The sequence below is a fragment of the Butyricimonas sp. BSD2780061689_150309_C8 genome (genome assembly GCF_015560935.1).
GTDB lineage: Bacteria > Bacteroidota > Bacteroidia > Bacteroidales > Marinifilaceae > Butyricimonas > Butyricimonas paravirosa.
Window position 1 is genome coordinate 49,364 of record NZ_JADMSV010000022.1, and the last position, 14,952, is coordinate 64,315.

Sequence of the window (14,952 nt, forward strand, 5' to 3'; positions counted from 1 at the left end):
ATCATTCAAAATTTTAGAAACTAATATTTAAGCCTAATGAATACGTCCTCACGATCGGTTGAGATCCCGTCGCGACTTCCGGATCCACACCTTTATAATCTTTACTCACAATAATAAAAGGATTGCTCACACCTGCCGTTAGCGCCAAATGAGTCAAGTATAATTGTTTTACTATTTTCTCCGGAAATGTATAGCTTAAGGAGATATTATTGCAACGGAAAAAAGAACCGTCAACAACACGTATGTCACTGTAATTATACATCCGGTAAAGATATTCAGATGCGACAACACAATCTCTAGGCGTACTGCTCAAACCGGCAGAAGGAAATGTCGGAATATTTGTTCTAACTTCATCCCCGGCATTTTTCCAACGACCTAGTAATTCCTTTGACAAATTTGAATAAGCACTCGGAGCATCATTCACCATAGATTCCGGGAACAACGCTTCCAGGAAACGTTTACTTCCAATATTCACGTTAAAAGAAGCAGCCAAAGTTAATGTCTTGTATCGCAAAGAGGTTGATATTCCACCTGCAAAATCAGGCTCCAACGTTCCGGAATATTTCATAAAAGCAGTTGCATCTTTTATACCTTCCGGCAACTCTTCTATCGTCGGGATATAAAACGTGGGACGTCCTTCATTCGTCAAGCCTGTAAATTCGAACGTCCAGATGGAAGACACCGCATACCCCTCTTTCGCTAAACGTCCACTGGCAGCCGAACGCCAATTTTTATTTTGTTCGGTCTTCGAGTCCATCTTGTTGTAATTTTTAGACGTGTTAAAAGATAAATTCCACAAGAAATTCTTGGTTCTCACAGGCGTCATGTTCACACTTAATTCCCAACCTTTATTATGCAAGTCCCCCCCGTTAATAGGCATTGAACTCACGCCATATTCATAAGCAACTTCTTTATTTAGAATGACATCTTCTGTTTTCTTATTATAATACTCGGCCGTAACCATCAATCGATTTTTCAATAAGCCAATATCAATTCCTAGATTTACCGTTTTTGTTTTTTCCCATCTCAAATCCCCGTAAGGTAATGATTTCACTTTCAACTGGTACTCTTTCGTGTAATACTCTAACCCGGATATTTGTGCCACTAAATTAGGACCATAATTTTCCGCCACGTTTCCTTGCCAACCATACGTTGCACGAAAACTTAATTCATTGAAAAAATTCTGGGTCTGCATCCACGATTCATTGGTCATATGCCACACACCCCCTATTGACCATGTTGGTAGGAAACGATGTTTCGTATCTTGCCCAAAACGATTCGACGCATCACTCCGAATACTACCCGTCACCACGTAACGTTCTGCAAAAGAATAAGTCAACGACCCGAAATAAGACATATAATTTGATTTCTTATCAACAATGTTTTTTTTCATGAATAAATATATCGGATTATCGAACTTCGCTGTTCCTGAAGTATACTGTAACGGAGGTAATGTCACCGTTTTACCCCTATCCGGAAAATACCCGTAAGTCGTTTCACTCGTGCCATCATATTTTGAACTCCGACACTCGACTCCGGCAAACACTCCCAACCGATGCTTCTCCCCAAACACATGATCGTAAGCAATCGTATTTCTCCACGTCAACGTTAAATTCTGATCGTTCGTCGTGTTCAATTCCCCACCATGAGGTAATTGCGATGACTTGTATTCCGTGGTCTCCGACCCGAAAAGGCCATAATCATACCCTCTTTTATTCGCGATATAAAAACTACGTTCCGAAGCGTATGATTCTCCCGTCGTACCACTATATGCCAACCCTAAAAGCGTCTCGAAATTCAACCCGCTCATAATCGTGTAACGAAGGCCCACCGTGGTCCCCAAACTCTTTTTATGATTCTTATTTCCCGTGTTGTCCAACTCGTTCAAAACATTATAAGACATCATCTTCGTGTTCGTTTTAGAGGGATAGAAAAAATATGTACCATCCTCGTTAAAACAAGGTATTGCCCGACTCGTTGTTCTTGCATACTGGTAAGGATTCACTTGATAAAACCCATCTGTTTTAGTATAATCCCCGTTTAATTGTGCATTGACAATAATTTTATCTCCCAAACGAAAAGTCATTTTCATCAACGAACTATAAGAACGCAGGTCATTCCCTTTAGCTGCCCCCTTATTATCTTTAACACTTAAAGACCAATAATAATCCACCTTATCCGTCCCCCCGGAAATACTCAAGCTATGGCTATGATTAAAAGGGTTACGATACAGCAAATCAAACCAATCCGTGTTTACCGATTCCAAGTATTTCACCTCCGCATCAAACATGTCATACGTTATCTCTTTATTCAAGTATTTTTTCAAGACGCCTTCATACCCGACTTCCTCCAACGTTCGCCCGTTATACACAACCCTATTACTATAGATTTCCCGCGACGCATCAATTCGTTCTTTCGAGTTCATCAAATGCATCTTATCATACGTCAAGCGCGAACTGATTGAAAAATTACCGCTATAATTTACAGACATCCGTCCTTGAGTACCCTTTCTTGTTGTAATCACGATCACCCCGTTGGCCGCTTTTACTCCATAAAGAACTGTTGCCGAGGCATCTTTCAACACGGTGATATTTTCAATATCATTGGGATTCAACCAACTAATCGCATTACCCACAAAATCACGAACCATATCAAAATTATCACTAGATATCGCCCCTGTAGATGAAAACTCCTGAGCTTTAAAAGGTAACGGATCCTCTTGAATAATCCCGTCCACTACCCAGACAGGCTCTTGATTCCCTAACAACGTGGATGTCCCCCGGACACGAACTTTTTGACGAGATCCCACCAATCCACTAGTGTTGTTCACCACCGTGCCGGCGAGCTTTCCCTGTAACATTTGTTCAAGACTATTCGTTCCATCGAAAAACAACTCATCCCGGTTGATCCTCTGGGCAGATCCCACCATATCGGTTTTACGAATATTTTGATAACCGGTAACGACAACCTCTTCCACGGTTTTTAAATCCTCTTCCATCATTACATTGATTACCTCTTTCCCCGTGTACCGAATTTCTTGTTGTTTCATTCCCATAAATGAAAACACCAAGACCACCTTTTCTTGTTGAGGAACAAAAATAGAGTAATAGCCCTTGTGGTCCGTTGTCACTCCCGTTGTTGTTCCTTTTATCAAAACGGTCACCCCCGGCAAACCAACACTATCGACACTTAACACTTGTCCCCGGACTAGAACCATTTTCTTTCCTTGCTCATTTCCATTAGCACGCCGGATAACGATATGCTTATCTCGAATTTCATACACTAAATCCGATCCTTTCAGACAAGTTTCTAAAATCTCACGAACCGTGGTATTTTCGAACTTGTAATCTTTCAATCCAATCTTCTGTAATTCTTGCGAATTATACACGAAAGAATAATCACTATTTTTCTCGATATTAAGAAAAACAGTACTCACGGGTACGTTCGTGAACTCAAACGAGAACCTTTTCTCTTGGGAGAAAACGTGTACCGGCAGATTGACAAGGCAGATTAACATCAAGAGCCTCGTGAACCCTTTTAAAAATCTCCATTTTTCTGGCAGATAATACCTGCATTTTCCATTTTTTTCCATAAATTTGTAATTCAATTATTTATTAATTAATAAATACTTACGGGGAATTTGGGTGGAGCCTATTCCCCGTGGTATTTTATCGGCTAATTTCTGTCACCGTGATCGCTCGCCCTTTTCGAGAGAAACAAACATCTCCGGTATCAGATAATATATCCAAGAGAACATTAATATCATCATACTTCTTTAATCTCGCCGTCAATCGCAAGTTCGTCACCGTGGTATTAGTAAAGAAACAATCAAAATCATACCATTGGGACAATTCATCCATGATATCACCCAAAGTCGCTTGGTTAAATGTAAAGTAACCATCTTTCCATGAAGTAAAATAGGCTGTTTCCACGTCTTCCACTGTTGTCCCTCGCTCATCAATAATAACCTGTTGTCCCGGATAAATCACATACGATTTATTCATGGAGTCACACACGGCCACGCGCCCCTGAACCAACGTTGTCAGATTAGCTTTCCCCTCGTAATCCCGAACTCCGAACTCCGTCCCCAACACGGTTATTGTCGATCGAGAAGTTTTCACTATAAACGGGGCCTTTTCATCATGAACCACGTCAAAATAAGCCTCACCATTCAATTCTACCTGTCGTTCATCTCCAACAAATCTTTCCGGATAACGCAATTTAGAACCCGCGTTCAACCAGACTTTCGTTCCGTCTGATAGAACCAGTTGAAATTCTGCCCTAGGAGGAATTTCCATTGTATTATACGCTAACTGAATCAACGAATCCCCATCGATACTCTCGTAAGTAACTCCTTTATCACTCGCAACTCGAATACGAGTTATATCACTTTGTAATAATGTATCTTGTTTATCTAACAGTATTTGCTTTCCCGTTGATAATGTCAAAAGTGCCTTATTCGTACCGCCCGAAATAACCCCTTGATCAATCTCTGATTTTACACCAGCCTCCCGGCCTTTATACAGCATAACACTACTCACCACAACAAGAAGTGCAAGAGAAGCGACAAGAGAAAGTTGCCACACTCGTTTAAACCTCCGATCATGCGTCCGTTTTCTAGATTTAACCTGATTAAACGCTTTCTCTATATTCAATTCCTTCCGTACCCGTACTTGCAAATCAAAATTTGTTTCATCCAGCAATGAAACAAACAAACGTTTATTCTCATCAGACTCATTTTGCCACTCGTCCAACCGGACAATTTGCTCCGGGGTCGCATCCCCCTTTATGAATGCAACAATAATATCCGCAATTTCAAAACCTTTATCCATACTTTTTGTTCCATGTTTATATAAGGACTCATAACTCGGGAAAGAGTGGTAAAAGAATTCAGAAAAAATCACGCGTTCTCTTGCATAAATATAAAAAAACTCTAAATTTGTCTCACACTAAACCGATTCGTGGTGGAATAATTTGATATGGATGACATTCGTAACATATACAAGGAAAAGGAATATAAAATTCTATTTAAAGAATTTTATCCATCACTCGTGCAATTTGCCTTCCATTACATTAATAATCACGAGGCAGCAGAAGACATCGTGCAAGAGATATTCGTCTACTTGTGGGAAAAACAAATTCATTTCGAAAATGAACTAATTATTCGAACCTATTTATACCGTTCTGTTCGCAATAAATGTTTTACTTATCTCCGAAATCTTAAAATTCAACAACATCACGAAAGAGAAATCACGAATAACTGGCAAGAACAAGAAGAACCTATCGTACTAAATAATCTCATTCAAGAAGAAGTATACCGTCAACTACTCGCCTCTATTGATGAATTGCCGCCACAATGCAAAAAAATTTGTACGCTCACATTAGAAGGCAAAAAACCTTCTGAAATAGCAGTAGAATTAGGATTGGCCGTGGATACCGTGAAGAAACAAAAACAAATTGCACTGAAACGCCTTCAAGATAAACTGGGAATTCTATTCCTTTTATATCCCATGCTATACACACATTTCACATCATAAAAAATGAATAGAACCCCAAAAGTTAGACTAAAACTTTTGGGGTTTTGTTATACATAGAAAGAAACACACCTTTGCAGATCGATCAAGGAACATAAAATACCCAATACCGAACAGAGTGTCAATTACTCACTTCTTTTCAATAGCAACCTCGACCTCCGTACCGTCCTGTCGCAAAACAGTGATAATAGCTTTCTCGTTCTTAATTTTCACGATCGAAGACTGCAACGCATCGGAGACATTTACCTCCCCGACGGGTTCCCCGTCTATCTTCAAAACACGATCTCCGGGAGAAATCTTCTCCACCAAATCCCCCCAAACGCAAGCAATCACGACATGACCATTCGCCATAGTAAAATCTACGTTCCATCTTTTCTTGTACAAATCTTGAGGTGCCGATTCAAAAGGCTCAAAATAAAAAGCACTCGAGGCGTAATCAATCGTCACCGTACCGTAGTCCAATAATTGTGAACCCAAACGGGAATACGGTGCATCCATCGATTCTGTAACAATATTCTGGAAACGTCCCGTGCTGACACGCAATTCAAACAAACGAATCAAATTATGTTCACCGGCAGAGGCTGCACCTGCCATCCCGATTCCACTACTACCGTATCCCTTGGATAGCAAAGCGGCAGCATTCTCCCGAAGGGCTTCCGACGCCGTGGCGGAGATCATTTCATAAAAAGCTCCCGAACCGCTATCAAACATAACCGTTTCGATCACCCCCACTCCCACGTTCAATTCTATAAATGGAATCTGTCCTTGCACGTGAAGCAACGGCAAACGATTCCTCAAATTAATATGGAAAAGAGAAATATTATCGGTTATAATTATCTTTTTCTGGCGGGAATCAATACGCACGACAGCCCCCGGGAACAACTCGCAACCGATCATCCCATCCACACCGAATTGTTCGATAAGATGACCTTCAGGCATAATCGTAACCGGAATTTCTTCTATATTAATTCCCGGCATCCCCATCGACAAACGTTTTAATTGTGTCTTCTCCAAGGTCATCGACTGATTGTGAGCATCAAGAATATTTTGCGTGTTCGTGGATTCTAAAGAAAGACGCCGAGCCAAAGAGTAGGTGATATAAGTAGGTGCCCCCGTGTCAAAAATAAATTTTCCCGGGACGCCTTCTGCCTGCGCTTCAATGATAATCTTCCCATTGATGGTCGTGTAAGGCACTTCTACATAAAAGGCAGGGGTTTCTGCCTTGGTCGTGAAATACGAAAAAGCAAGACACACGACCAACAGACTAATATATAATTGTTTGAATTTCATACTGAATATTTTTAATTACTTTCCCTTACAAATCTCGCATGCCAGCTTTACAGCGGCAACAGCATCAATAATACCTCCCGATACACACAACTGGTCATATCCCCCGGTCGGAGCACCTTCACTATTGGTCTGATCATGCGGGAAGGGGACTGCAGCTGAGGGCGTCTGCCGAGCCGTACGCACTAGAATATCCTTCATTTGTGAGGCTTTGAGCGAGGGATAATAAGATTTCAACATAGCAGCGATACCGGTGACCACCGGAGCCGCTATTTTCGTGCCCGTCACTTTCCTATAGTTATCACCGCGAACCGTTGTATACAATTGCACCCCAGGTGCGAAGACATCGACACTGCCTGCCCCGTAATTACTGTTGATATAAGGATTTCCCTCCATATCCGAGGCTCCGACCGTGATCATATTGGTAAACGCACGTTTACTGCCCAGCCCTTGTTTTACCGGGAAATAAGGATCTTTATCCGTGTCACGATAGTTATCGCCGGCAGAATGCACGATCAATACATCGTGTTTCTCAGCGTAGGCAATAGCGTCATCTATCCATTTCGGGTTGTCCAACATATATTTCCCGAAACTGATATTGATGATATCAGCCCCTTGCTCCACCGCGTAACGAATGGCCAAGGCTATGTCTTTATCATATGCGTCTCCGGAAGAGGGAACGGCACGGATAAGCATCAATTCCACTTGATCGGAAATTCCCTTTATTCCCTTGGCGATACCGGGCATGGCAGCGATAATGCCTGCCACAGCTGTTCCCTCGTCGGCTGCAGTAGAAAGGAACTCATGGTTCCCGTAATATTTATTTGATAAGGTATTGAAATCATCGTTCGCCAAACTCCTCTCGTCGACCAAAGCCGCCCACGCTTTTTCACACTCTCGACGCTGTGCCTCACTGCTTCTATAGCGGTTTCGATACAAGTCATCCCATTTCTTATTTCTATTCCCGAAGCTCCATATTATATTATAAGTATAAAAGGCAATCTTCTGAAGAGTATCTCCGGATTGTTGCACGATCGGGTTCAAGGCAGCAAAATCTTCCAACGTGGGTTCACGATCAGGACATTTTTCCCGTAACAGCCGATTTAATTCTTCGACGCCCTTAGCTATATTATAATTAAAACTTGCCCCCATGTACAAAGATACTAACGGACTGTTCTTTGCAAATTTAAGGTAATCGACATACTCGTTATTTTCTTCAACGCTTCTCTTCTTTCCGTGAAGTTCATCGAAACGATCCTTCACTTTCAAGAACTGTCGGAAAGTCTCATCGGAAGCCTTTTCAATTAACTTACCATCAGGCGACGCGAGAAAATTCCAACCATGCAGGTCATCCTTATACCCGTTTTTATCGTCGTCTTTTCCATTCCTGGCAACTTCTTTCTTGTTACGCCACAATACGTTAGCCAAAGCCTCGTGTTGCACGTCAAAACCCGCATCAATTAACGCCACTACCACTTTTCGCTTGGGTGTATTGTTCTCCAACTCGCAGTAAGCTTCTAAAATACCTGCCCCGTAAACTTTGTCTTTAGCAGGCGACAATAAATGCCAATCGACACGCATCTGTGCTTCCACTACCAACACGGCACACATGAACAACACGATCCCGAATAATTTCTTTTTTTTCATCACTCAATTTATTTAATACATTCATTACTTAATTCTTATCCCCCTGTTGCTGTTTCAACATGGAAAAAAAATAGGGGAAATATTCATGCCTTGGCGACATACACCACGGGATTAGGAATTTCCCTTTCGCATCAAGTAATATACACCGGGGGATGTACTTAATACGATATGTCTCGCGAAAAGCAGCATTCTCGTCGGCAAAAAGATGAATGCCTTTGCCCTCGTAACCATTGTCCCTCAAAAATTGTTTCCAAGCCTCTTTCCTGCCGAGAGGTTCAACGACAACCGTCACGAATTGAACATTTTTATGTTCCGACTTCAATTCCTCCAGACGTACCAGATCTTTCCGGCAATTCGCGGAATCAAGTTTCCACACCTCTATAAACAACGGTTTCCCTTGTAAATCGTTCAAACGAACGGTCTTCCCGTCGTTCGACTCGAGTTCAAAGTCCGGGGCGTCCTTCCCGGGTTGCAAAGGTTCGTACAAGGCAACCAATTCCCGGGCTCTATTTTTCAATTTTTCAGACACGGAACACAAATCCATATCCGTGAAAATATGATCGATAAAAGTATTATCCCCTCGATCCAATTTCTCAGCTAATGCCCACATAACATAACATTCTCTTACTCGCTCGCTCCGGATGTTATACAATACCCACGTGGCACGCCCCATCACATCCGTTTTGGGTTCTTTAAGATCCAAGAAACTATTCACAAGGCGAATGATTTCAGATTCCCGCAATGATTCCAAGTCCGGGGTGTCGATATCCATTTCCCCGTTCATCACACGATCATACAAGCGATTCATTTTCACGACTGTACTCGTGTCACAGGCTTGTTGTTCCCGTGCATGAGCGGACACACAAACTCCACATACAATCATAAATTGTATCAATAATTTTTTTCCCATTTGGAACACCATTTACTTGTTCAACAACTCGATGATTTTATCTCGCAAAAGATTGCGACGCACGTTTTTACCTACGATTTTCCCATCTTTGCCAACCAGCACGATGTGAGGGATGGATTGTATACCGAACAATTTCCGCACTTCGGAATCATCCCATCCGCCATCCGCCAAAGTACTGAGCCAAGGAATGTTCTCTTCCTCGCACGCTTTTTTCCATTTATCCGACGAGGCATCCAAAGAGATGCTCACGAAACGTACGCCTTTGTCCTTGAACTCCTTATATTGTTCTCTCAAACTTTTCATTTCCTGACGGCACGGACCACACCAGGATGCCCAAAAGTCGAGAACGAGAATATCACCCTTCAAGGAACTCATTGTAACTTGATTACCATCCTCATCCGACACGGTAAATTCCGGACACATCAATCCTTCGGCGGATGCCGCCAAACCGTCAAGGTGCTGTTTCAACAGCCATCCCCATGAACATTGTTGTGCCCGCGGGGTCAGCAACTCGTACAACTCTTTTGCCTTCGTGTAATTCTCTCTCCCCGCTTTCTCCGAAATGAAAGCCGAAAAGATATTATCGGGATGCTCTCGTACGAACTCTTTCGTGAGGGCAAATTCCGCTTCTCCAACTAACAGCACTTGAGTCATCGCCTCGTCTGCCGCCTTTTGATCTCCGGCATCCGTCGCTTTTTTATATTCTTTAAAAAAACGCTCTTGCTTTGCTGTATAGTCCTCTTGGAGTTTGCCGTACTCTATGGACAAATCGTTTGCCGGAGATCCTTTCAAGTACTTGGACGAGAAGGAACGATAGGGGCACTCTATTCTCATGTTCTTTCCATCCATGAAGAACATGAATTGTTGTCGGTTCACTCTCAATACATATTGCCCGGGCTCTTCCAAAGTTCCTCGTAATTCAAAATCTCCTCCATCGATTTTCGTGGAACAAATGACTTCATCCTTGGGCGTTAACAAGAATGCTTTGCCATATTTAGCTCCTTCCACGTTTCCCCGAATCGAGAAGGAATATTGTTGTGTACCGGAACACCCGATACACAACAGCAAGATAAAAATAATCCCTATTTTCATTATTCCTCTCCTAGTAAGACTTTACCGGTAAAATCATCATTCCATCCTTTTAATAAACCGACTTTAGACTTTTCCAATGAATCGTCCTTCAAGAGGTTTTCCAGAACAGATTGTATTTCCCGTGCCTGTGACACGTTTGTTTCCTCCAACAGATAATTCGCTAAATAACCTATCACACTGGTATCTACTATCCCGCTTACAGTCCATCCGGATTGCAGCATTCCGACGAACAATTTCACCATTTTATCGATATCCTTCCGCTTGTATAATTGCCACATTTCCAACAAGGTTTTACAAGTCGGGGACACGGCAGACACGTTGCCCTTATCCAATAATAACACGACTTCTTCACAATCGGGTTGAATCGGCTTTTTCTCGGCGGGAGAAGTCATCCAATGAAATACAGGCCATAAAATCATCACTTCCATCTTGGGACCCATCTGTTTCACCTGTTCCTCCCGCAAATTCAGTTTATCCCAATTTTTTATATAATCCAAACAAACTTGACTTTCCTGATAATCAATGTAATTGATAAAGTCCTGCACACATTGTTCCGTGTACCGTTGTTCCGCAGGCAAAAGCACGATATAACAATCCAACGCCCGACTCAACGCTTGACGATCCTTACTCTCTTTTAAATTAGCTATATAAGACGCTAAAAAATCGATATCACGTTTTCCCTGCTCGAATTCCTTCTTTTGCTGTTCCAAAACGTTCGCTTGCCCCCAGCCACTCATGAAAGCAAAAACTGCAACGACCAGCAAAACGCCTTTCTTTACACAATTATTCATATCTCGTACGCTTAAATTGAACTACCTAATAATTTATCCACAAATTCTTCGAAACCATTTCCCGGACCGGGAACATCGGTATCAATTATTTTCCCGTCTTTACCTATTATGATATACCGGGGAATACCATGTACATCATAATCATCCTGAAAGGGTGTCGTCTTCGGGAAAGCGATCAAATTCTTAACTCCTAACAATTTGTATCTTGGCAAAGAGTACTTCCAATGATTAAACTTGCTCTCCTCGTCAATGGATATCGTGATAAATTCCACGTCCGCACGATCTTTATACTTCTCCGCAACTTTCATAAAATAAGGCAATTTATGGATACATCCTCCACACCAAGTCGCCCACACGTCGATTATTAATATTTTACCCCTGAAATCTTGAAGAGAATGCTTTTGTCTTTTATAGTCTATTAAAGTAAAAAGAGGGGCATCCTTTCCCGGACTCAAACGTTCCTTCGCGGCATACAAATCCATTACCAACTGCCTTAATTCTCCCTCCGGCATATATTGTTCGAACAGAGGACGGGCTTTTTTCAATGCCTCCGTGTAATTGAGAATAAAATCACTCCTAATCCCTGCAAAATAAGACAAAATCAAATCGGAATTTCGGGACTCCAATATTTGTTTGTATTTTTCATACTCCAATTCATCCCGCTTATCGTCTAAAATCCGGGATGCTTCGTAACCGTCCGCCAAAGCTTTCACGTTGAAATAAGTATCTATATTTCTATTCAGGTTGGGAAGCGCCAGAAATTCCTGCGAATCAAAACGTACACCTTTCAATATCTTCCGCAACACGCTTTTATTCACACCTGCATTTCGGTGCACTCTATAATAATCGGCAACCGAATTTATCGCTTTAACCTGATTGGCAAGACGTGCCATTTCATCTTTTTTGTCACGGGTAAGAATCATTTTCTCCACCGCCGCTTTCTGCTCTAAAATCGATTCTATCGTTGCTCCCTCAAGACTGTAGCCATTCCATTCTTTAATTACCTCGTCTAGCAACGAAGTTCGGGACTGAGCATTTCCACTACACGGGAAAATAAAAAAGAGTAGTCCCAGTAAATTTACATACCAATAATTCATACAATACATTTTTTTATTCACACTAGAGTGGAAACTGTCTAACAAAAAAAACGTTAGACAGTTCCATTATTTGAAACATTTCTTTTGATAATTAATTCATATCCGGGATTTTAGCAATCGCCTCCAGATCCAAATCGTATTTAGTCTTCATGTAATTAAGAACATATTGACGCTTCTCCCACAACAAGGGATTATTTGCTTTCGGATGCAGTGCTTCCAGTGCTTCCGAAGTGTACCTCATACCCAAATGTATATAAGCGAAAAAGTTCTTACTCGGGCTCGTGTATTCAATTTTGCTCAACGCATCCAACCTTAGGAAACCATACGATGCCCCCGGGAACCCTCGCTTCGCGTAATAATTGGGATTCTCCTCCGTTCCCGGATCAGACTCGACCTCTGTTTTATAGTCAATCCCTGCTTGAAATTCTTCCGGCACAATTATATTTCCCTTTTCATAGGCTTTCTCTAAAATTTCATACAAAATAATTCCCCTCCATTCCCAAAAATCTTCTGGTGTTTCCGGAGCTTCAATTCTACCATAGAACATATCCGACATGGGATCCGATTCCCCGTAGAACATACAAAGCGCCCAATAATCCATTCCGTCAAAAATAGTTTTCACGGGTGCTTTCAAATCGTAAGGTCCAAACACGAATGGAACATGACAATCATAAACCATGTAATAATACATCGGAAACACCTTTTGAGTAATTTGCGGACTCAGATAGGCAAAAACATGATTTTTCATAAAGCCGATCATAAACTCGGCTTGCTCATCACTTGTTAATTCATCTCCAAAATAAGATTGATTTCCGGCAGCTCCTGTCCATGTCCGATTCAAATCAGACGCTTGAAAATCCTTATAAATAATACATACATTGAATTTCTCCTTGATAGCTACAACATCATCATCCCATGAATTCGTGCCTTGAGGGAATTCAAACCGGACTAAATCTTCGCCACTCTCGTCGACCGTTAATGTATCTTCATCATAGCAGGAAAAAAACAAGACGCAGCCTAGCAAACTATATAAATAATATCTCCATTTCATAGTATATTCTCTTTAATTTCTTACTTCCGGTAACGGATTTTGTACTAACTTTCTGTTCTCTTCCATCACCTCCTGTGGAATAGGCCACGTGTAGAACAGATCTTTTTCTTTCAGCGTATAACGCTTGATAACCTTTCCATCACTCTTCCACTCGTGAGTGATAGATGGCATCCCGTAACGACGCAGGTCAAACCAGCGATGCCCCTCGAAACATAATTCCAACCGTCTTTCCAGACGAACACGATCCACTAAAGCACTTCCCGTTTCCGTCACCGAAACTGTCCCCGGCACAAAACGCTTCTCCAACAAGGTTTCCAATGCCCATCTAGCTGTTTTCTCATCCTTATCCAACGCGGCAGCCTCGGCCAGATTTAAATAAGCTTCCGCCAACCGAAACGCGTGAGCGAAGTTCGTGTTGCTAATAGGTTCATGAGCATAGTTCACCGCAAATTTTCCATAAGGAGCATATCCGCCAAGATGTTGGTTATTTTTGGAATCGGTGTAGGGAGAACGCACGATATAATTTTCTTTGCGAAGATCCCCGGCTTTAAAAGCTTCAAGCAATTCGGAAGAAGCATTAAAGAAATTAGTTTCTAAGTTTTGTCCCGGTTTATAAGGATCGGGGAACATCATCTGCTGCTTCACTAAATTCACGAAATTAGCTATCTTCCCGAACACCCAAATCACTTCCGAACAATCTTGCGAAATAAAATTATAATACGGTTGAGCCGTCGTTTTCTGGGGCAACGAGTTCAGGTCTGTCAACATGAAATCCCAATCATCAATCACTTTCCGAGCGTAAATAGCCGCATTTTTCCAATCCTCCATGTACAGGTAAACTCTGGATTTCAATAATTGCACCATCGGCAAACTGGTTCTGTAATCTTTCCGGTATTGTTGTTCCCTGGGCAACTTCTCGTATGTTTTCTCGGCTTCATCCAAATCCGCCAAAATCTGAACGTACACTTCTTCAACCGTGTTTCGCGGAAGTTCTTTCGCTTCCAATGCGCTGGTTACTTTCAAGGGTACCCCCAATGCTTTCTTGTCATGGTTATAGGGAGCGCCCCACATGTTTACCAGCTGGAAATAATAGAAACCGCGCAGAGCCAAAGCCTGAGCCTTCACGATATTTCTTTCATCATCGGTTCCCGAAACACCATCAATGTAATCCAATGCCGCATTCGCCCCCAGAATATAAGAATAGAACCACTCCCAAGGAGTTCGATACATTAAAGAACCTTCCTGAATGAATATATCCGGCTGCCAAGCATAAAGTTTTTCCAATAACTGAAAATTATCACCCGTCATCACCATCGTGTTTATCGCACCCAGCGAATCCGAACACATGATATCATCGTCAAACATCAATAACAGATTCATAACTTCATCTCCTCCTGCCGCCTGTATATAAGCATTTCCCAATAACATCTCATTCAATGCAGCAGCTTCTCTAGGAATATATTCACTTTGCGACTTGGGTTCCAAGAAATCTGAACACGCGGCTAATAAACCCGCAAATAATATTATCAATAACTTTTTCATC

At 41.8% G+C, this 14,952-nt stretch carries 11 protein-coding genes; 1 reads left to right on the plus strand and 10 read right to left on the minus strand.

Annotated features, from left to right (window positions below; genetic code table 11):
* Positions 1–13: 13 nt before the first annotated feature.
* Positions 14–3,592 (minus strand): SusC/RagA family TonB-linked outer membrane protein, encoded by a 3,579-nt coding sequence (locus I2I33_RS15115; protein WP_087422194.1) that lies wholly within the window; start codon positions 3,590–3,592, stop codon positions 14–16.
* A 76-nt stretch (positions 3,593–3,668) separates the two neighbouring features.
* Positions 3,669–4,832 (minus strand): FecR family protein, encoded by a 1,164-nt coding sequence (locus tag I2I33_RS15120; RefSeq protein ID WP_087422193.1) that lies wholly within the window; start codon positions 4,830–4,832, stop codon positions 3,669–3,671.
* A gap of 147 nt (positions 4,833–4,979) precedes the next feature.
* Between I2I33_RS15120 and I2I33_RS15125 the strand changes: the two genes are divergently transcribed.
* Positions 4,980–5,537, plus strand: coding sequence for an RNA polymerase sigma-70 factor (locus I2I33_RS15125; protein WP_087422192.1), 558 nt, complete (start codon positions 4,980–4,982; stop codon positions 5,535–5,537).
* A gap of 126 nt (positions 5,538–5,663) precedes the next feature.
* Here I2I33_RS15125 and I2I33_RS15130 read toward each other — a convergent pair whose 3' ends face one another.
* From I2I33_RS15130 to I2I33_RS15165, 8 genes are all read right to left on the minus strand, one after another.
* Complete coding sequence (locus I2I33_RS15130; RefSeq protein ID WP_087422191.1) at positions 5,664–6,824, minus strand: retropepsin-like aspartic protease; 1,161 nt, start codon at positions 6,822–6,824, stop codon at positions 5,664–5,666.
* Between the two features lie 15 nt (positions 6,825–6,839).
* The gene (locus I2I33_RS15135) at positions 6,840–8,468 is read right to left on the minus strand and encodes a S8 family serine peptidase (RefSeq protein WP_087422190.1); all 1,629 of its coding nucleotides are present in this window, start codon (positions 8,466–8,468) and stop codon (positions 6,840–6,842) included.
* Between the two features lie 28 nt (positions 8,469–8,496).
* On the minus strand, positions 8,497–9,378 hold the full coding sequence (locus I2I33_RS15140; RefSeq protein WP_162613852.1) for a TlpA family protein disulfide reductase: 882 nt from the start codon (positions 9,376–9,378) through the stop codon (positions 8,497–8,499).
* Between the two features lie 12 nt (positions 9,379–9,390).
* The gene (locus I2I33_RS15145) at positions 9,391–10,470 is read right to left on the minus strand and encodes a TlpA disulfide reductase family protein (protein ID WP_087422188.1); all 1,080 of its coding nucleotides are present in this window, start codon (positions 10,468–10,470) and stop codon (positions 9,391–9,393) included.
* Positions 10,470–11,261, minus strand: a complete 792-nt coding sequence (locus I2I33_RS15150) for a hypothetical protein (protein WP_087422187.1) — start codon at positions 11,259–11,261, stop codon at positions 10,470–10,472. Before I2I33_RS15150 ends, I2I33_RS15145 begins: the two co-directional genes overlap by 1 nt.
* Positions 11,262–11,272: 11 nt before the next feature.
* A complete protein-coding gene (locus I2I33_RS15155) occupies positions 11,273–12,358 on the minus strand; it encodes a TlpA family protein disulfide reductase (protein ID WP_162613851.1) in 1,086 nt (361 codons plus the stop codon).
* A 91-nt stretch (positions 12,359–12,449) separates the two neighbouring features.
* On the minus strand, positions 12,450–13,409 hold the full coding sequence (locus I2I33_RS15160) for a hypothetical protein (protein WP_087422185.1): 960 nt from the start codon (positions 13,407–13,409) through the stop codon (positions 12,450–12,452).
* Positions 13,410–13,421: 12 nt separating this feature from the next.
* Positions 13,422–14,951, minus strand: coding sequence for a RagB/SusD family nutrient uptake outer membrane protein (locus tag I2I33_RS15165; protein WP_087422184.1), 1,530 nt, complete (start codon positions 14,949–14,951; stop codon positions 13,422–13,424).
* Between the last annotated feature and the right edge of the window lies 1 nt (position 14,952).